This window comes from Microseira wollei NIES-4236 (assembly GCF_020521235.1).
GTDB lineage: Bacteria > Cyanobacteriota > Cyanobacteriia > Cyanobacteriales > Aerosakkonemataceae > Microseira > Microseira wollei.
This window is the reverse complement of sequence record NZ_BLAY01000076.1, coordinates 25,270-45,663: the sequence shown is the minus strand read 5'-3', so window position 1 is coordinate 45,663 and position 20,394 is coordinate 25,270. Positions and strand designations below refer to the sequence as shown.

The following is a 20,394-nucleotide window of genomic DNA, read 5'->3' as shown; positions in this document are numbered from 1 at the left end:
CCCGAGGCTAAAGCCTGGGGCTGCACAAACAAAGCCCGCCAGAGCGGGCTGAAATTATTACAGCCCCGAGGCTAAAGCCTGGGGCTGCACAAACAAAGCCCGCCAGAGCGGGCTGAAATTATTACAGCCCCGAGGCTAAAGCCTGGGGCTGCACAAACAAAGCCCGCCAGAGCGGGCTGAAATTATTACAGGCTGCTCTGGCAGCCAAAGTTTGTATAGCGACACCCTTAAGGGTGTCGGATTTTGGCGAAGGTATTGTTCAAAACAATCGGGTTTCTTGATTAAGCACTTGCTTGAGCAAACCGCTTGTTTATTTCATCCCAATTGAGTACATTCCACCAGGCATCTAAATATTCGGCGCGGCGGTTTTGGTACTTCAGATAATAGGCATGTTCCCAAACATCGTTGCCCATAATGGGATAATTGCCTTCGATTAAGGGACTATCTTGGTTAGCGGTACTCGTGACTTGCAGCTTACCATCTTTAGTGCGAACTAACCAAACCCAACCGCTGCCGAAACGCTTGGTTCCTGCGGCGTTAAACTGTTTCTTGAAGTTGTCAAAACTGCCAAAAGATTGTTGAATGGCAGATGCGATCGCACCAGTTGGTTCCCCACCTCCATTGGGTTTCATAATACTCCAAAACATGCTGTGGTTATCGTGTCCGCCGCCATTGTTTCGCACCGTGGTACGAATATCTTTCGGTACGGTATTGATATCTTTTAGCAACGCTTTCAGACTTTGGGTTTTGAGTTGGGGATATTTGGCGATCGCGGCATTCAAATTGGTAACATATGCAGCATGATGTTTGTCATGGTGTATCTGCATCGTCCGCGCATCAATGTGGGGTTCTAAAGCATCGTAGGCGTAGGGTAACGGGGGTAGTTCAACATAATTAGTTGTGCTTTGCGCTACATCCGTCCCGCCTAAATTATCTCCAGACGCTTTGCAAGCACCGATAGTGACTGCACCGACACTCGCTCCCAATAAATATACAAAACTTCGGCGTGTAAGAGTCATACTGGATGGGATTGGGGAAATTGGTAAGTTTGTTGCCAGTATTCCATTGTCTCAGGGTTTTGGTATCTCAAATTCATTCTTGAGATAAACGTTTAACTGATTCACCGCCTAACATTTGATGCGCTTGTTCGAGAAAAGCGGGTATCTGATCGGCGTGGGGACTTTTAGCAAGACACTGACGCAAGTTTAATTCTTTGACTCGATCTGCCTTTTGACCTGGGAACCAGTGACCGCCATTACCCAGCAGGTTGTAGCGCATTTTGGCATAGTCGTACATATCGTAGGCCATAGCAAGATTTCTCAGCCACAAGATCGTGGGTATATTCATATTACCGGGGGTGCGATCGCAGCTAGGTAACCCGACTTGCCAGGTTTTTACCCAATCTTCCCCCAAACAGCGGATCGCTTCTGCCTCTAACCTTGCCAAAATAGACGGTAAAATTTCATCTGCCTTGTCTAACAATGCCAAAGTTTTCAGGTGTTCTTCAAAATCCGTCCGTTGCGCCGCCCCTATACTCAAAGTATGCACTTGGGGATGGCTCAAACAAAATAAGTCATTGAACACCATCGGACTCAGAGGATAGCACAGATCGACCAACTTTTGCGGCGGTTTATACAGCATTCCGCCTTTATCCGAAGGACTGATAATAAACACCCCCATGTCGTGGCTTCTTGCTGCTTCTATCGCCGCCCAATTGCTTTGGTTAATGTAATACCAGTGCAAGTTTACGTAGTCGAACTCGTTCGTCTCGATCGCCTGCACGATTACATCGGTAGGGGCGTGGGTAGAAAAGCCGATAAACCGGACTTTCCCTTGCGAGCGCAACTTCTGCGCCATCTCCTGACACCGGATGCTATCTGAAAAAATTTCGGTAGTATTTATGCCATGAATGCTCAGCAAATCTACGTAATCGAGATTGAGATTAGCGAGAGATTGGTCAAAATTGCGCTTAAAGTCTTTGGGGTCTGCAAAGGGGACAATTTTAGTTTGGACGATGATGCGATCTCGCTCTAACTTCGGTAAAATTCGTCCCAGTTGCATCTCGGAAGTGCCATAACCGCGCGCAGTTTCGATATGATTGATGCCGACTTCAATAGCGCGACGGATAGTTGCTTCCAGGTTGTTTTGATTGTCCTGTGGAATTTGCCATTGGGGGACATCCTGCCATTTAAATTGATATCTCATGCCGCCGCAGGAAAAGACGGGGATTTGCAATTCTGTGCGTCCAAAGCGTCGATACTGCATGATTAGCTATTGAGGGATTTATGCAATATTTAAGTTAACGCAAGTTGCTAGTTATAAACTTTGGCTTTGCTAATTGCTAATTGCTAATTGCTAATATAGGATTATAGTAGGGGCTATCGCATTTGCGCTGTTATCTTGTCCGTAGACCTGAAATATTTCTACGCAAATGCTTCACCCTTACACGTTATTAGCCGCTCTTCGAGAGATAACTAGCAACTTGAGTTAAGTTATGTAACAGGAGCTTAGCGCACGAGGATCTGAGAAACCGGGTTTCTTTGCTGACAAAGCGATGGCTATTAGTTATTAACGCAAGTTGCTAGTGCGGGACTGACGCGCACCCATGGGGGTTTCTCTGAAAAATAGTTGGTTTGGCAACTAGAGATACAGCGGATTGCACTCGTATGAGGTACACCTTTGTTTGTCAAGCGCGCACCGTTAACGGTGCGCGCTTGACAAACAAAACCTGAAGGCTGTACCTCACTCGCTTGCAATCCGCTGTATACGTAGAAACAAAGATGATAGAATCGTCGTGGGTAAGTCCTGTAGTTATCTCGCTGCTAGGAGCTAATGGCTAATGGATCGATTGGTAAAAATCCTATATTAGCAATTAGCAATTAGCAATTAGCAAAGCCAAAGTTTATAACTGCGTTATGAGTTAACTACGGCAGCAAAAATGGCATTCCGATTAAGGTTGGGTCGCCGATAGGAGAGAAGTCAGACTCAAATGCTCCGATATCAATCCTACCAACTCTGATGCGAGCAAATCCCGTCCCCCGCTGATCGGTTTCTGGTGGTGGCGCAAAGTTAGGATCGCCGGCATTAATCGCCGGACTGCCTGGAAGTAGTGCGATTGTCTGCGTCGCACCACCGTTATCTTGCAACGCGCCAAGTTTGGCATCAACATTGAGGATATTGCCAGTAATATCCCCAGTGATGATAGCGGTAGAGGGATTGCCAATCAGGTTGTAACCCTGTGAGGTGAGGGTGCCACCCAAATCAGGGAGATTGGAGGCGGTATTACCAGCGATTATGGTGTTTTTGGCACTCACCGTACCTGCTAAATTAAAGACACCAGCGCCTTCGGTTGCACTGTTGCCGGAGATGGTGCTGTTACTAATATTCACGCTGCTGTTGTTGGCATTAAAGATGCCAGCGCCTTTGCCGCTATCGATGTTGACAGAATCGAATGTCACGTGGTTGCCAAAGATAGTGCTGTTGGTAATATCTAACGTGGCGCCAAAATTATTATGAATGCCTCTGTTAAGACTGGTTGGGTTGCCAGAGAGAACGCTGTTAGCGATGCTGAATGCACCGCGGAAATTTGTGATGCTGCTACCAAAAAAGTTTGGCGCGTTGTTAGTGGAAATAGTGGTGTTAGTCACACTGACTCTGCCACCTTCGTTGAGGATGCCGCTACCAACGTTTGCCGCCATGTTGCCGGAGAGTTTGCTGTTAGTGACGCTGACTGTGCCACCTTCGTTGAGGATGGCACCACCTTGATTATTTGCTATGTTGCCGGAGAAGTTGCTGTTAGTGATGGTGACTGTACCACCTTCGTTGAGGATGCCGGCACCATCGTTTGCACGACCATTGGCAATATTTAAGTTAGAAAAAGCAGCATTCACGCCGTTACGGACGGTAAAAATCCGGTAATCTCCCCCTGTATCCCGTCGCACAGTTAGGGTGTTTGCGCCCGGGGCATTAATCGTGGTGTTATTAGCGTGAGGACCGCTAATTTCTGGCAGTGCTGCTGTCAGATTAATCGTTCCCGATGCGCCTGCACCAGCGAAAGCGATCAGATCAGCACCAGGACTTGCGATCGCATTCAACATCGCTTGTCGCAACGACCCTTCTCGCAGCGCATAATTATCTACAGAATCCTTTGTATTGATTACCACCGTGTCGTTAGCAGCAATCGTTACCGTCGCATTATTATTTGTTCCATCAATCGTGTAACTACCAGATGCCAAATTCAATTTCAGCGTTTCATCCGCCTCGGCATGTTCGTCATCTACAGGCGTGAGAGTCACATCCACCGAAGATTGTCCAACAGGAATAATTAAACTTCGATTTGCACCCGTTCCTGAAATACTGCCACCACCACTAACGCTGAAATTGTAATCAACACCGAAAGCACCACCCGCATTACTGGTAACAGTACTGCTGTCATCAATTGCCAGATTTACCGTCAAAGCATTCCCCGTATTACCAGTGCGCGTAATGCGATAAGTCCCGGTATTCCCGCCAACTTCCGCTGCTTCTGCATCGGTGGCGGTGATGCTAACCGTTGGGGGTGGTTCAACAATCCCTGCAATCGGAAAATCAAACGGACTTTCATCCTTGTCGTTGTTAGTAAATAGTAGCGTGCCATTGAAAGTGCCAGCATTAGTAGCATTCAGTTGCACTTCAAACGTAGCACTACCACCAGGAGCAATACTGCTAGGAAGCTTTCCTACCCAACTGAAACCATCGGGCAAATTGCGGTCTAAGAGGTTTAAAGTTTCAGAACCTATATTCCTCACCGTGAAGGTTCTAGTAACCGCAGTGCCAACATTAGTAATGCCGAAATCAATTGCTGTGGTTGTGCCATCGGTAATCTTATTTTCCTCATCTAAAACTTCAATTTCTGGCACTGTAACGTCAGTTACCGTACCTGCAAGCGTAAAATCAAAAGGATTTTCATCCCTATCGTTGTTGCCAAATGACAATGTACCGCTGGGGGTTCCAGTCGCACTGGCATCGAGTTTTACTGAGAAAGTAGTTTGGGTCCCTGCCGCTAAAGTGGAACTGGCAAAACCACTCGCCAAACTAAAGCCATTCGGTAAATTAATCCTACTCAGATTAAGGTCAGCATTCCCGATATTCTTGACAGTAAAGCTTTTGGTAATATCTTTGCCAACTGTAGTGCTACCGAACTTAACAGAACCCTTACCATCGGCAATGTTAGCTTCTCCATCTAATACCTCAATCTCTGGGTCGGTGGCAGCAATATCATCGTCAATAATCGTATAAGTTGCCGTTTGCTGAGTTCCTAAACTTGCCCCACCTGTAGGATTGATTAATTGCAAATTAATCGGATCGTCTTCTTCCGCAATCGTATCCCCAATAATGGGCAGTTCGACATCTTTGGAGTTTTCCCCAGGATTAAAGGTAACAGTAATCGGCAAATTGTTAGTAAAATCATTCAAAGTTGCCGTGCTACCTGCACCGAGTTGCACTTGTACGGTGACAAGGCGATCGCTGGCACCCGTGCGTTGAATTGTGGCAACAATTTTATTGGTCGTGCCGCTATTTCCTTCCCGCTCGCTATAGTTAGCAGAAGTAAAGGATAAAGTACCTGGGGTTAGTCTTGATTGGGTGTCGTTATCTAAAATTGTGAGAACGGCAGTATTTTGCGTCCCAATTGTTGCTCCGCCTGTAGGGGATTCCAAGGTTAAATTAACCGTTTCATTACCTTCAACTTCTGTATCGTTAAAGATAGGAACGGTGACGGTTTTGGCAGATGTATCTCCATCTGTCCAATTAACGGTAATAAAACTATTATCGTAATCTTTGGGCGCTGCTAAAGGAGGCGCACCCCCTATGGAACTGCCACCGTTAACAAGTACCTGCACCGAGATAGCGCCGCTGCTGCCATCTGTGCGGGTAATAGTCACCGCAGCAACCGGCGTGCCATCTTCATTAATACTGAATGTCGGGGCGCTAAATTGTAAAATGCCGTTTGAAGTTGGTGTAATTACGAGTGGAATCGGAGCGGGTTCGGTAAAAGTGCTGGCGTTAATTCCTTTGAGAATTGCTAAATACTCGCCGGTAAATTTATCCTGAATAATTGTATTGCCAGTATATGTGCCGCTGCCGTTAAAAATATTCAGGTCTTCAAAAGTCACACCTCCAATTAATTCAAAGGAGTCCTGACCTTTGGTAAAGTCTATAATGCTGTCGGCGTCGGCAATATTTAAACCGCCTGTGGTGCGAAAACCGGGAACGTCAAAACGCCTGCCGATGACAAAAGTGTCGTTGCCTTCGCCGCCGGTTAGTGTATCTGCACCCAAGTCACCGTAGATAATATCGTTACCGGCGTCGCCAAATAACAAGTCGTTGTCTTTACCTCCCCGGATTAAGTCGTTGCCATCCCCGCCAAAGACGATATCATTGCCTTTGTTAGCGGACAAGAGATCGTCGCGATCGCCACCAAATAGCTGGTCGTTTCCGCCTAACCCAAACAGAGTATCAATTCCCAATTGACCATAAAGGACATCGTTACCATTTCCGGTAAAATTGGCTTCGACTCCAGTGTCGCCAAATAACAAATCATTCCCATCACCGCCAAACGCAGTATCGTTTCCCCTGTCCCCGTGGAGGGTGTCGTTACCGGCGTCGCCAAATAGCTGATCGTTGTCTTTACCTCCCCGCACCCAGTCGTTTCCTTCACCACCAATGACCGTATCTTCATTTTGATTACCGTTGAGCAGGTCATCTCCTTCCTCACCCTTGAGCAGGTCATTTGCTTCGCGACCAAAAATGGTATCGTTGCCTGCAAATCCGATCAGGGTGTCGGCATCGGGTGTACCATCTAAAAAATCGGTATCAATAGTTCCGTTAAAGATAGGCATTTTTACGGTTTTCCCCGATCAACAGTGTGTGAGGTGCTATCCAAAGATGGCATCTCTATTCAGTATAAACCCTGAAAAAAGGTTATCAGTTGAGGGGTTGTGGTGGGCGTCGCTCAGTAACATCACTGAAGGGCGATTCGGGAGGGTCGGATTGATTGGCAGATTGGGCGAGTTGTTCGATATCCTAACGGTTGCACAACCTGAAATTTCCCTGACTGGTGGGTTTACCATCAGAAACCCATCCTGGTCTGGGAGAAGTAATAGCAATCCAATTTTCCCCATCAGCTTCTACAATGGAAGCCGGAAAACTATTAGGTCTAACCGTGGGACCGTTGGCAACTCTTCCCAATGCTCTAGAATTATTTCTAGGTTCGGATCGAATCGCTAAACCCGTAGGCGAATTGACCCGGAGACAATTAACGTTTTGCAAGTTGCTAGTTATAAACTTCGCCGTTGCTAATGGCTAATTGCTAATTGCTAATCTTGGATTTTTACTGACATTAGCCATTAGCCTCGTTCCCAGGCTCCTGCCTGGGAACGCCATTAGCCGCTCCCAGAGAGATAACTAGCAACTTGAGTTAATAGACGAATTACCAACTGTTGGATTTGTCTTACAAGCGTTTTCAAAGTCTAAATATCCTCCCAATTCCATATTAGAAAATCCCGCATCAAACCCGGCTTTTTCTATTTCAGAATTGGGTCGCCATAAACTCCAACCTTGTTCTTGTCTTGGCGGGGAACCATTAGGATTGATTTCCCTAGCTTGTACCGATAGGGTTGTGAAGAAGGCGAAAGAGTAAATGATTGGCTTTTTCATGGGCAATAAAACTTTCATTGCTCAAGAAACCCGGTTTTTTAGAAAAACCGGGTTTCTTGGTTCAAACTAGGAAATCTCGCGCACGTTGGGTTTTCCGTCTATGACTTCGCCGACTAAAACTAAGTTGGTGACGCCAACAAATAAGCCGTTTTCTAACACTCCGGGAATGTTATTCAAGGTTTTTTCTAACCCAGCAGGGTCGTCGATGTTGTCAAATTTGGCATCGATTACCATATTGCCTTGATCGGTAATTACTGGCCCAGCTTTTTTCACACCCATTCGCAGTTCTGGTTTGCCGCCTAATTTTTCAATTGCACGCATGACGGGTGCATAAGCTAACGGCAAAACTTCCACGGGTACGGCAAAAACCGAACCGAGTTTGTCTACCAATTTAGAGCTATCTACGACAACGATAAACTGCTCTGCCAAACAATCGACTATTTTCTCGCGGGTGTGGGCGGCGCCGCCACCTTTGATTAAATTGAGTTGGGGGTCTACTTCGTCGGCGCCATCGATGGCAATATCGATATGGTCAACGACATCGAGAGTCGTTAAAGGAATCCCGTATTGTCTCGCCAAGACTTCTGCTTGAAACGAGGTCGGGATGCCTACAATGTCTTTTAATTCCCCAGACTTGAGGCGTTCTCCTATGTACTGAATCGCATAGGCAGTGGTTGACCCGGTTCCTAGCCCCACTATAGAACCAGATTGGACGCGATCGCTCGCGGCTTTGCCAACTTGTTGCTTCATCAATGTGGTGGGGTTCACTTCTGCGCTCATTTCAACACTCCTTTTGCGGTACAACCACGGTCTATAGGCTAGGATGGCGAAAGGTTGTCGTTCATCCTACGCTGCCTAAGTTAGTCTACTATTTGACCGCCCCGTGCCATGAACCAAGATCGAGATTTTTCCGAATTTTCCTATTCGAGTCTGACTCCAGAGGAACGCCAAGCGCAACTGGTTGATGAAAATGTCCCCGTTGCTTTGAAGGCGCTGTTGCTGTTTCACGAAGGTTTACACTTGGCTAATTCGGGAAATTATCAGTTAGCGATCGCATTGTACGATCGATCCCTAGAATTCATCCCCGACGCTGGGGAAGTTTGGTATCATCAGGGCGTGGCTTTGTCTAATTTAGGCCGCTATAAAGATGCGATCGCAGCTTACGATAAAGCGATTGATTGGAAACCAGACTGCTGCGAAGCTTTGAGGGAAAAAGGCTATTGTTTGAGTATTTTAGGTCGCCACAAAGAAGGCTTAGCTTGTTGCGACAAAGCGATTAAAATTAATCCCGATTATTATAAATCTTGGTGCGATCGCGCTTACATTCTCAGTAGATTAAACCGCCGCAAGCAAGCATTATCTAGCTGCGACAAAGCTTTAGAACTTAAACCAGATAGCCACGAAGCTTGGAACGTTCGCGGTTTACTATCAAATCGCCGTCAAGCAGCACTGGCTTGCTTTGAAAAAGCTTTGGAAATTCAACCCGACTATGCCAGATCGTGGTATAATCGCGGCCTCTTGTTGTTGCGATTAGGCAAGAACGAACTGGCGCTTGATTGTTTTCAAAAGGCATTAGAAATTAAACCCAATTCTCAGGAATTTTGGCATTCCCAAGCTTGGTATGCGCGGGGTTATATGCTGACTAAGTTCCGTCGATACGAGGAGGCGATCGCTTGCTTTGAAAAAGCCTTGTCACTCCAACCAGACTATCCTGCTCCTGCTTTGTACAAACTGATTATCTTAATCCTAAGCGGCAAATTTTTCAACCACATTGCTCATCCAACTAAAAGAAAAACCCTCTGGCGGGACTTGAAGACGATTCTATATTCTGTCAAATACCTTTTAATCGGATTCTTGGCTATTATTATAATAAATACATATGCCAAAGGGGCTGGGATGATGGTCTTGCAAGAAACATTGTCTGTAGTCTTTTCCGTGGGAATTCTTTGCTTATTTATTTGGGAACTCTGGCTAAACCGAACCAACTTAAAGTTTGTTTGGCAAATTTATAGAAGGGGAATTATTACTTACATACGATCATTTTTAATACTGATTATCACCCTCATTACATTTGTAGCAGTAGCTTCAGTTGTTCCTCCAATTATGCGATGGGGATGGGCGAGCGCAGTTTTTGGTAATTCAGGTAATTTAGTATTTCAACCAATAACCACAGTCCAGAAGATTAAACCATCCCAAGAGGTGGAGAAACCTAAAATAGCACCACCATTAGAAAAAAAACCGCAAGCAGCGAACGTACCTAAAATAGCACCACCCTTAGAAAAAAAGCCGCAAGCAGCGAACACACCTAAAAACGTACCACCCTCAGAAAATTCGACCAAAGTCCAACCTGTAAAAGAGGCTATCGAAAATAAAAACTCCCTAGAAGCTAACATTGACTATTCGCTGATTATCACGGTCGGAATTTGGATAATTTTAATGTTACTCGTGCCATTTTGGGCTAATTTTGAAGAAAAAATATTTCGCCAAGGAGCTAACACCTGGAAGCAAATATTAATACGTTCAACTCAATTTGGCTTAGTCCACATTCTAGTAGGAATTCCAATTTTCGCCGGATTTGTACTGATTCTGCCCGGATTTTTATTTGCTTGCCGTTATAAATACATCCACGACAAGAACTTAAAACAAACAAACGATGAAAAAATGGCACAAGAAGCAGGAGTAGAAGCAAGTACAGCAGATCATGCTATCTACAACGCAATTCTAATCACCTTTGTCGTAGCAGCAATGCTCTTGTAATAGACCCAATATCAAATACGCCAGCAAACAGTCTCTATCTTCCTCCTCTTCTTCGCGTTCTAAAACGCTAGCGCGTTTCGCTTCGCTATCGCGTCTTCGCGGTTGATTAAAAAAAGAACGTAATCGAAGCATAGTAGGGTAAAATAAACACCAGCCCCAAAATAGACAGCACCCAAGACAGCAGATGAATCCCTCGGCTAAAACCTACATCGAAACAGGTAACTCCCTGAAAGAACAAGGCAAATTGGATGAAGCGATCGCCAATTACCAAAAAGCGCTGAAAATTGAACCAAACAACGCCTTAGCATACAACCAACTGGGGGAAATTTATTTAGCGCAAGGGAAAATAGCAGAAGCGATCTCATCGTGCCAAAATGCCCTAAAGTTACAACCAAATTTAGCCGCCGCCTACAAAAATTTAGGCAACGCCTTACAAGCAGGAGGCAAAATTGAGCAAGCAATTCGAGCATACACCAAAGCAGTAGAAATCGAGCCGCAATTTGCCGAAGCATATGCCAATCTTGGGAGTATGCTGGGGATACAGGGACAAATGGAAAAAGCCATCCCTTATTTCCAAAAAGCGATCGAAATCAAACCCAACCTAGCCGCAGTACACTGGAATCTGGGAAACGCCTTAAACAAAGTAAAGCGATTTTCTGAAGCGATCGCATGTTGGCAAAAAGCCGCAGAATGCAACCCACAACAGTTTAGCGCCGAAGCAATCAACGATCGGGGAACGATGTGCGCGCAAGTGGGGAAATTTGCCGAAGCGATGGACAATTACCAACGGGCGATTCAAATCAAACCCGACTTTGCCTTAGGGTATCTTAACTTGGGAACAGTGCTGCAAAAAGAAGACAGATTAGATGATGCGATCGCTCAATTTAACAAAGCGTTGGAATTAAAACCAGACTACTTAGAAGCTTATGCCAAATTAGGAAACCTGCTGATTGGGCGAGAAAAATTTGATGAGGCGATCGCGCAATATCAGAAAGTAATTCAAATGCAACCTGATGCTGTAGAAGCCCATTTTAACTTCGGAACGGCACTGCTACAACAAGGGAAAATATATCAAGCGATCGCTGCTTTCCAAAAAGTGCTGGAACTGCAACCCAACAATGCAGAAGCTTATAGCAACCTGGGGGTCGCACTGTATCGGCAATTTAAACAATCAGATCGATGCAACATAAATCAGTTCGACGCCGCATTAAACAACTACCAAAAAGCATTAGAAATAAACCCCAACCTTTTAGCCGCCGATCTCGGCATATCGGAATTAATTAATAATTCGATTATACTGCTCAGCCATAATTCTTTAGATCATTTAAGAAAAGCCGCCGAAACCCATCTGCAAAATTGTGGCGAAACCGCCAAAATAATTGCTACCACAACCTTTATTAACGTTTATCTCAAATCCGCCTTGCATCAAATCGCCCAAGAGAAATTTTTAGAAATAGAACGATTAATTTATAATGCCGAATTAAGCGAACCAGAAATAACCAGTCTCTATGCCCATTTATTATTTAACCTCAACTACTTGCGCGATAATAGATCCGCCAATAGTAAACTATCCAAATTCATTGGCGAACAATATGCACAACTGATTGCTAAAGCCTACTCACCTATTAATCTACCCCAAAATCCTCGCCAAGGTCAGTTAAAAATTGGCTTTCTTTCCGCTCATTTTCGCAGACATTCCGTCAGTTGGTGCAGTGCCGATATCATCCAAGAACTATCCAAACTGACGCCTCATTTATATTTGTATTCTACCAGCCAATATGAACCCGACGACCGAACCCAGCTATTTGAAAAGGTAGCAACAAAATTTTACAAACCGAGTAAATTTAGCAATGGAAATGCAGACGGAAAAGAAATCATCGAGCAAATATTGCAAGATGAGTTGGATGTACTGATTGAGTTGGACTCAATAACCATCCCGCTGCAAGTCGATATTATCCATCAACAACCCGCGCGCCTGTGCTTATCTTGGTTAGGATTTGAAGCACCGTTTACCTCAGAGAAAAATTACTTTCTTGGCGACGCGCACACCCAACCAGAAGGCGTGGAAGAATACTACCGCGAACAGTTAATTCGGATGCCAGATTCATTCGTCGCCGTAGGAGGATTTGAATGCTTACCAGTAGATAGAAAAAATGTCAGAAGAGGATTAAGAATAGCAGAAGATCAAGTTGTTTACCTATGCGTTTCTCCCGGGTATAAACTCAATGCAGAATTGATAAAAGCGCAGGTGCAAATCCTCAAACAAGTCCAGGATAGCGTATTGATTTATAAAGGTCATACAGGGGATATAGAAATAATTCAAGCAGCATACAAAAAAGAATGCGAAGCCATCGGAGTCGGGTTACACAGAATTAAATATCTATTAGTAACAAAAAGCGAAGAAGAACATCGCACCAACTATAAAATCGCAGATATTTTGCTAGATTCCTATCCTTATAATGGAGGGACGCACAATTTAGAAGCATTGTGGTTTAATTTGCCAATCGTAACCAGAACTGGCGAACAATACCTTTCGCGCATGGGGTATTCTTTCTTACAAACCCTGGGGATTTCAGTAGGAATTGCTAACAGTTGGGAGGAGTACGTAGACTGGGGAGTTAAACTAGGTAAAGACAGCGACTTAAGGCAAAAAATTCAACAGCAGCTAGTACAATCCAAACAACCAGAAACATTATCCCCCTTGTGGAATCCGAAAAAATTTGCCCAAGATATGTATGGGTTGTTTGAACAGCTTTTAAATGGGTAATAGGTAATAGGTAATGGGTAATGGGTAATAGAAAACCAATTAGCAATTAGCAATTAGCAATTAGCAATGACCGACCAACAACATCCACTTTATAGCAGCGATCGCAAAATCGTTGATAAAATATTTCAAGAAGGCCCCACCGACTATAACCTAGCGGAATTAGCGCGTTTAAAAATTCGTTATAACGGCTTTCCCGGCGCTAGAGACATCCAAGCAGACTTAGAAAAACTGCTGCAACAATGGGAATTAACCGAAGCCGAATTATACCAAAAAACGCGCCAACTTCACGCAAACAGTCGAATTTACCAAGTCCGCTCAAACAAAAAAGAAGAAGAAGACTGGAGTTAACATTTACTGCCACAAAAAGCTGATATTAACGCAAGTTGCTAGTTATAAACAAGGGCGTTGCTAATTGCTAATTGCTAATTGCTAATTGCTAATTGCTAATCTTGGATTTTTACCAATTTCGCCATTAGCCTCGTTCCCAGGCTCCTGCCTGGGAACGCCATTAGCCGCTCCCAGAGAGATAACTAGCAACTTGAGTTATTACTAGGTTGGGTTTGCTTGCCTCAACCCAACCTAGTAATATCATATCCTTAGGCATCGGTAGTGTATGGATAGCTAATTGCTCGCTTGCTAATTGCTCGCAATTCAATTGCCTCCAGAGCTGCTCAGCAATCATTGACTGTTTCTTTTTTATTTAGCCATTAGCGATTAGCTATTAGCAGTTACACAACCGTTGCTATTGGACATGATATAAAATTAATTTGGATTTTCCCTTGTAGGATTCCGTTGAAAAATTATAGATTTTGGCGCTTCCCCCTTGCTGGGAGAAACAATTGGCATAGATAGATCGACAACCGATATTTGATCCATCTGAAACGTACTTGGCATTTGGGGAATATTCATATTCGCCGCCTCAACCATTGGCGTCAAAAACCGAGCCACCTCAACTTGTTCCTGTAATTGATTAGTAGAAGAAACTAAATCGCTCAATCCATTAACAAGATTGCGAAGCTTATTCCGGAAAGCTGGATCTCCCGTCAAATCATCCAAATCAGAGGTAATTTTTTGGGCATTTTGAAACGTTACCCTTGCCGAATCTAAAGTTTGTTGCAACACCAACAAAGTGAACGGATTATTAAGCGCCCCCGTCAGGTCGCGTAAATTCGCTGAAGTTTGAGCCGCATTAGCAGATAAAGTTTCTAAATTCTTGATTAATTCTCCTTGGGCAATTCGATTAATAGCCGGATTCAAATTACTAACTACCGTGCGAAGTTCAGCACTTGTTTTGCTCAGATTATCTAACGTAGCAACAAGAGAAGCTTGATTATTTGTGACTAAATTATTGATATTTGTCGCTAAACTCCCAACTTGCCCCGCCGTGACGCCCAATTGCTCCGCAGTCGCACCAAATCGATCCGCAGCAATACCAACTCGCTGCACAGTGCGCTCGGTATTAGTACCAACTCGCTCGAAAGTTGTGCCGACTCGTTGCACAGTTCGATCGGCATTGTTACCAACTCGCTCGAAAGTTGTGCCGACTCGTTGCACAGTTCGATCGGCATTGTTACCAACTCGCTCGAAAGTTGTGCCGACTCGATCAACAGTTGTCCCCACTCTATCGATCGTCCGATTTGCATTAGTACTAATCTGATTTATATCGCGAGAAAGTTGATTAGCAGTGCGATTCGCTGTTGCAGTAAGCAGATCCATATTGCGGTTAAATCGATCGGCAGTGCGATTCGCAGTTGCACCAATTTGATTGGCAGTGAGGGCAAATTGATCGGCAGTGCGATTTGCCGTCGCACTAATTTGATTAGCAGTAACCGCAAATTGGTCAACAGTTCGATTTAATTTATCGGCAGTTGGCCCAAATTTTTCCGCCGTTCGACCAATCGCATTCGCAGCAGCAGATACGCTTGTAAGTTGTTGCTTTGCCGTTACCGTAAAACTGGAAAGATCGCGAGACAGTTGAGAAACTGACTGCGCCGCCATCGCTGTATTTTGAATCGCAGAATTGATGTTGGCATAAAACTTTTCGTCGGTGTAGAGGCGAAGGAATTCATCGAGACTAAAGCCAACTTGCCCTTTGATGCTGTCGTTATTACAAATAATCAGATTGCGGTCTTTGCAACTAGGATCGAGAGGGTTTACCCCTTGAATGCTAGCAGATACGGTTTCTGTGGGAACAATATCAATTGCGTTTTGACCGATGAAACCAGATTGATTGACTTCAACTCTAACATTGCGCGGTATAATCAGGCCGGGTTCTGTAATTTTAATCTCAACATTCACTTTATCGGTTGCGGGTTTAATCGTCATTACTTGACCAACTTTGACACCGCGATATCTCACTGGCGTCCCAATTTGCATTCCTGCTGCGTTATCGAATTCTACGATCGCTTGGTAACCGCGATCGCCAAAATAAGTTTGTCGCAACCATACACTCATCGCCACAAACAAACCGATTCCCAACAGAAAGAACAACCCAACCGAACCTTCTCTCACCGTGCGCGATCGCATACTTTCTCCTTTAATTTCAGATTTTAGATTTCAGATTTTAGATTTAATCGAAAATCTACCATCCAAAATCGACTAACCAATTGCCTGAATTGGTCCTTCTACACTACCGCTAAAGAATTGCCTAACCAAAGGATTATCTGTCGCATCAATATCGCTAACGCTACCTTGCCACTGAATTTTACCTTTGTAGAGAAACACGATGCGATCGCTCGTGCGGCGGATAGTGCTGTCTTGGTGAGTGACGATCGCATAGGTGCTGCAAACCCCTGCGGCACGCTGTAACTGTCGGATCAAATCCTCAATCACCGTAGATGCAACCGGGTCTAATCCCGCCGTAGGTTCATCATATAACAAAACTTCTGGATTATCTTTAGGATTATCGGGATTGGACATAATTGCACGGGCAAAACTAACTCGCTTTCGCATCCCGCCGGATAATTCAGATGGGTAGCGCGAGTTTATTCCCGGTAACCCTACCATCTCCAGCTTTTCGTTCACGAGTTCCCGAATTTTTTTCTGAGGCAATTTTGAGTGTTGATACAGCAGAAAGCCGACATTTTCCTCTACCGTCAGCGAGTCAAATAACGCCGCCTGCTGAAACACCATGCCAATTCCAATCGGATCGGTTTTATCTTCAACCAACCCCAACCTTTGCTCTCCTTTGATATAAATCTCCCCCGCATCCGGTGCTAACAACCCGGCAATAATTCGCAAAATTGTTGATTTACCCGTCCCAGAAGGCCCTATAATTCCTAAAGCCTCCCCTCGGTCAATTGTCAGGTCAACTTTATCTAAAATGATATTGTTACCAAACGATTTACTTATTCCTTTTAGTTCGATTAATGGCTCGGTCATAAAAGTCCCGCAACTCAGGTTAAAATAAACCCGCACCCCCTAACCAAATTAAACATCAAAACGAAGCCATTTCAATGTTAAATATAGAACAATTGATTGCACAAATCCAGCAGGAAGCAGAAAGCGCTACCTTTCCCATCGATGAACCAGTTTATCAAGCGGCGGGTTTAAGTCCAACCCAGCCAATTCTTTATGCAGGCAATTTGAACGGCAATTTGTGCATTTTTGCGCGCGATTTGGGCAAAGATGAAGTCCACGCGCGTCAACCGCTTTACGGCGCTGCTGGTAAGCTAGTTCGCAAGGGTTTGTATCGCGCCATATATGGTAAAGAACCGGATCGGGATACAGATTTACAAATTGTATGCGATCGCGTCCTCCTGACTAACACCGTACCTTACAAACCAACTGGTAACAAAGCATACTCAGAGGCAGTCAAGCAGCGATTTCGTCCTTTTATAGAGCAATTGCTAGTCCTTTACTGGCAAGGCGATAAGATTATTACCCTAGGGAATGAAGCGTTTAATTGGTTTGCGCCTTATGGGGCGAAAGGCGCGTTAAAAGAGTTTTTTGAAGAGAGCGAACGCTACACTAAAAGCATTCAAGTCACGCTTCAAGCAAAGGATGAACAAGGAAACCAGCATCAACGTTTAGTAACCCTGATGCCACTACCTCATCCTTCCCCACTGAATCAAAAATATTACGCCCAATTTCCCCAATTGCTGCAACAGCGTCTGGCGGAAATATAGCATATTCAGGACTCTAGCACGCGGAGCCAAAAACAAAGGTGATGCGTCAATCTTGCTCGTGGAACCCTACCATTTTTCGGATCGCCCTTTGTTTTTTTGCGTAAGTCCTGATATTGCCAGCGAGTGAAGCACAACCTTTTGGCGCAAGTTTGTGTAGCGGCACCCTTAAGGGTGCCGCTACACAAACTGCTTTCTCGCTATATTTGAACCGATTTGAGCCAGCTACATCTATCCTGAGTAGAGTTTGTTTTCCGTTGATCTCCAAGGGATTATCTACCCTTTTACAGGGGTAAAAACTCACAGGTTATTTCACCATGAAACTGTTAGTTTAGATACATTCGGCTCGCTATGACAGTTACCAATGTGAGTGCCTACGACCAAGGTAAAGAAGCTTTGGAAGGTTTGAAAACAGACGATCAACTGGCGTTGCTGTGGTTTGTTTACACCAAGCTGGGAAAATCGATAACACCAGCTGCTCCAGGCGCTTCAGGATCTGAAATTGCTCAAGGATTGTTCAATCAAGTAAAAGAACTGCCCCACGAGCAACAACTGCAAGTGATGCGAGAAATTGTTGAAAAAGCGAATACACAATTGAGTCGTCAATACGGTTCTTTGAGTCCTGAAACAAAGCTGGCTTTTTGGTACTTTTTAGCCCAAGGAATGGAAAGCGGGACAATTATTCCCATGCCTCCTGACTACGAATTTCCGGCAGCTGGAACAGTTTTGTTAGGACGAATCGAAAATATGGATTTTCAACAGCAAATTGATTTCCTCCGGGGTGCAGTATTGGTAATGGGTGCTGAACCCGCTCCTGGCGCTGCAATTTAATCAGAATCTGCCAATTGCTAACAGCTAATAGCTAATTGCTAATCTGCCATTACCTATTAGCAATTAGCCATGAGCAATTAGCCATTAGCAAAAACTGTTGTTCGTTCATTCACAGGTTTTTATGACATTCACAAACATTGCAAACATCGACCAAACTGTACAGCAATTACAGCGTTTGAGCGTTGACGATCAACTCGCCGTTTTGTGGTTTGTTTACACAGAAATGAAAGACGGTATCACGCCGTCGCCGACTGCTGGACTTGAACTTTCTCAAGCGGTAGTAAATCGAATTGGGATAATGTCTCGTGAAGAGCAGCTACAGGCGCAGCGGGACATTATTACAGGTGCAGATAACGAAATTAACCGCGAGTATCGTGCTTTATATCCCAGAGCAAAGTTGGGTGTTTGGTATTTGCTAGCTCAAGGAATGGAACAGGAAACAATCGTTCCAATGCCACCAGATTATCAACTATCTTCTGAAGCTCAAGAAATGTTAAATGCTGTCAAGCAACTTGATTTTGAACAGCAAACTGAATTCATGAGCCGTGCAGTAACAAACATGGGTGGTTAATATCGTTGACCGTTGCCTCGGAATTACTCCCTGTGGGGGCAATTAGCAATTAGCAATTAGCAATTAGCAAAAAACCGGATTTTATATAACTCACGACTTGGCTTCCCTTTCCAATTTTTCCATTTGCCGTTGCCACTGTTTTAACAGAGCTTCGCGCTCTTTTTGTTCTTTTGCGTCTGGAAGGGGAAGCCCTTTATTTGGATCGTATTTGCCCTGATGTTTGAGCAATCCTTTAAAGTATTCGGTGCCAGCATTGGGGCGAATATTTTTTTGGCTGAGCCACCTTTGGCAATGTGCCTGCCATTGGAAAATACGATCGTGAGTTTCTCCCCCCAAACTTCTCAGTTTTTTCACTGATAGTTTCGTCGGACAAAATAACAAAAGTTCCATCTTAGGATTTCGGGGAATTAACCGCGCCTCGCTCCCACTTCCCCGTAAAAATTCTATTATATAGTAATTGCCAAAATCAAAGATACAGATTTCGGTCGGATCGCTGCCATCTTCTGCGAGAATATCGACATTAATCTGGAGTTGATAACCGAGTGCAGTTACCGATGATTGGGGTAAAAGTAGGCGAATGCGTTGGATGCGATCGCTATAATTTGCCCAAAAATCCCGCTTTTCTGCCAACTTCCGCTGCTCTTCATCTGGCAGCTTGAGCATTCTTGCCAACAAGTCTACTAATTGTTGGAAATATCCATAATTAACCGTACCGATCCACCGACTCAGCGCCGCCTTACCTCCATCAGAAAGTTGATGCCATTTCCCATTATTATCGCTCTGGGAATATTGCTCTTGTAACCATTCAATTAATTTCGGCAAACGGGTTACCATCTCCCCCGAAATTTTGGTCAGTAACTCTTCTACTGCTAGCATTTGTTGTAGGGGTGACATTTGCTTGAGACAGCGCAACAACCACTCGACTTCTGGGTTACCGGAAACTTGCTTTTTGGCAAACATTTCTGCCACGAAGTCAAGCGCCGTTCGACCTTCTTTTAACCATCTAGGTAACCCAGCATATTCTAAAAAATCCGGAGGCGTGCGGAGGTATTGCCAGCTAAGTTTAGCTAAATTGTAAGCACTTTGATCTTGATTGAGTGCTTTGATAATTTGGATCGGCAGTCTATCAGTTCCTGTGGAGTTGTTAGCAAATTCAGAGAAACCCTCTACTAAGGAAGGAGGACAAAGACTGTAAGCGCTTGGCTTTTCTCCACTCGCCGAATTCGGTTTATAGGAAGTGTAAAGTCTGAAAGATGAAGGCGTGGAAACTGTGGAATTTTCTTTGACTTTTGATTCTTCGCTATAGTGGAGCGCGATTCGCCAGAATAACCGACGTTTCAACCATTCATTGGTTTTTGCGACTTGCCAAATTGCCTGGGAGGTTTCTCGGCTTTTTTCTGGATTTTGAATATCCCATTGAGTTTTGGCATAGAGGCAGTAAACCCAATCAAGTTGAGTTAATTGCTCGGTTTGTTCGTTTTGGATATAATAAATTATATCATTTATCGCGCGCGGTGGCGATGTTTCGGTTTTGGGAATATTTGGCGCCTTTACCGATTCGCGGCTAATTTTATCCCTGGCAACTTTGAGTTTTTTCGGTTCCCATTCGGGGGGGTTTTGCGGTACTTTGAGTTGACGAAACATAATTG

15 protein-coding genes are annotated in these 20,394 nt (G+C 44.5%); 6 read left to right on the top strand and 9 right to left on the bottom strand.

Annotated elements, in window-relative coordinates:
• Positions 1 to 281 precede the first annotated feature (281 nt).
• The 6 genes from MiSe_RS23830 to rpiA all read right to left on the bottom strand — a co-directional run bounded on the left by MiSe_RS23830 (position 282) and on the right by rpiA (position 8,475).
• The gene (locus MiSe_RS23830) at positions 282 to 1,019 is read right to left on the bottom strand and encodes a superoxide dismutase (RefSeq protein ID WP_226585541.1); all 738 of its coding nucleotides are present in this window, start codon (positions 1,017 to 1,019) and stop codon (positions 282 to 284) included.
• A gap of 73 nt (positions 1,020 to 1,092) precedes the next feature.
• Positions 1,093 to 2,265, bottom strand: coding sequence for an aldo/keto reductase (locus tag MiSe_RS23825; protein WP_226585538.1), 1,173 nt, complete (start codon positions 2,263 to 2,265; stop codon positions 1,093 to 1,095).
• A 659-nt stretch (positions 2,266 to 2,924) separates the two neighbouring features.
• The gene (locus MiSe_RS23820) at positions 2,925 to 6,878 is read right to left on the bottom strand and encodes a choice-of-anchor D domain-containing protein (RefSeq protein ID WP_226585536.1); all 3,954 of its coding nucleotides are present in this window, start codon (positions 6,876 to 6,878) and stop codon (positions 2,925 to 2,927) included.
• Positions 6,879 to 7,062: 184 nt separating this feature from the next.
• The gene (locus tag MiSe_RS23815) at positions 7,063 to 7,308 is read right to left on the bottom strand and encodes an SH3 domain-containing protein (RefSeq protein WP_226585534.1); all 246 of its coding nucleotides are present in this window, start codon (positions 7,306 to 7,308) and stop codon (positions 7,063 to 7,065) included.
• 135 nt (positions 7,309 to 7,443) lie between these two features.
• The gene (locus MiSe_RS23810) at positions 7,444 to 7,713 is read right to left on the bottom strand and encodes a hypothetical protein (protein ID WP_226585532.1); all 270 of its coding nucleotides are present in this window, start codon (positions 7,711 to 7,713) and stop codon (positions 7,444 to 7,446) included.
• Between the two features lie 48 nt (positions 7,714 to 7,761).
• Positions 7,762 to 8,475, bottom strand: coding sequence for a ribose-5-phosphate isomerase RpiA (gene rpiA / locus MiSe_RS23805; protein ID WP_226585530.1), 714 nt, complete (start codon positions 8,473 to 8,475; stop codon positions 7,762 to 7,764).
• A 108-nt stretch (positions 8,476 to 8,583) separates the two neighbouring features.
• Between rpiA and MiSe_RS23800 the strand changes: the two genes are divergently transcribed.
• From MiSe_RS23800 to MiSe_RS23790, 3 genes are all read left to right on the top strand, one after another.
• Positions 8,584 to 10,452 carry a tetratricopeptide repeat protein gene (locus tag MiSe_RS23800; RefSeq protein WP_226585528.1) on the top strand — a complete coding sequence of 623 codons (1,869 nt, stop codon included), beginning with the start codon at positions 8,584 to 8,586 and terminating at the stop codon, positions 10,450 to 10,452.
• A 184-nt stretch (positions 10,453 to 10,636) separates the two neighbouring features.
• Complete coding sequence (locus MiSe_RS23795) at positions 10,637 to 13,219, top strand: tetratricopeptide repeat protein (RefSeq protein WP_226585526.1); 2,583 nt, start codon at positions 10,637 to 10,639, stop codon at positions 13,217 to 13,219.
• Between the two features lie 66 nt (positions 13,220 to 13,285).
• Complete coding sequence (locus MiSe_RS23790) at positions 13,286 to 13,567, top strand: DUF3288 family protein (RefSeq protein WP_226585524.1); 282 nt, start codon at positions 13,286 to 13,288, stop codon at positions 13,565 to 13,567.
• Positions 13,568 to 13,981: 414 nt separating this feature from the next.
• Here MiSe_RS23790 and MiSe_RS23785 read toward each other — a convergent pair whose 3' ends face one another.
• On the bottom strand, positions 13,982 to 15,745 hold the full coding sequence (locus MiSe_RS23785) for an MlaD family protein (RefSeq protein WP_226585522.1): 1,764 nt from the start codon (positions 15,743 to 15,745) through the stop codon (positions 13,982 to 13,984).
• A 72-nt stretch (positions 15,746 to 15,817) separates the two neighbouring features.
• Positions 15,818 to 16,600 carry an ABC transporter ATP-binding protein gene (locus tag MiSe_RS23780; RefSeq protein ID WP_226585520.1) on the bottom strand — a complete coding sequence of 261 codons (783 nt, stop codon included), beginning with the start codon at positions 16,598 to 16,600 and terminating at the stop codon, positions 15,818 to 15,820.
• A 74-nt stretch (positions 16,601 to 16,674) separates the two neighbouring features.
• On the opposite strand from MiSe_RS23780, the gene MiSe_RS23775 reads away from it, so the two are divergent.
• From MiSe_RS23775 to MiSe_RS23765, 3 genes are all read left to right on the top strand, one after another.
• Complete coding sequence (locus tag MiSe_RS23775) at positions 16,675 to 17,346, top strand: uracil-DNA glycosylase family protein (RefSeq protein ID WP_226585518.1); 672 nt, start codon at positions 16,675 to 16,677, stop codon at positions 17,344 to 17,346.
• Between the two features lie 348 nt (positions 17,347 to 17,694).
• Positions 17,695 to 18,174, top strand: coding sequence for an orange carotenoid protein N-terminal domain-containing protein (locus MiSe_RS23770; protein ID WP_226585516.1), 480 nt, complete (start codon positions 17,695 to 17,697; stop codon positions 18,172 to 18,174).
• 121 nt (positions 18,175 to 18,295) lie between these two features.
• Entirely contained in the window at positions 18,296 to 18,745 is a 450-nt protein-coding gene (locus tag MiSe_RS23765) for an orange carotenoid protein N-terminal domain-containing protein (protein ID WP_226585514.1), read from the top strand.
• A gap of 90 nt (positions 18,746 to 18,835) precedes the next feature.
• On the opposite strand, the gene MiSe_RS23760 is transcribed toward MiSe_RS23765, so the two are convergent.
• The gene (locus MiSe_RS23760; protein WP_226585512.1) at positions 18,836 to 20,389 is read right to left on the bottom strand and encodes an EH signature domain-containing protein; all 1,554 of its coding nucleotides are present in this window, start codon (positions 20,387 to 20,389) and stop codon (positions 18,836 to 18,838) included.
• Positions 20,390 to 20,394 lie beyond the last annotated feature (5 nt).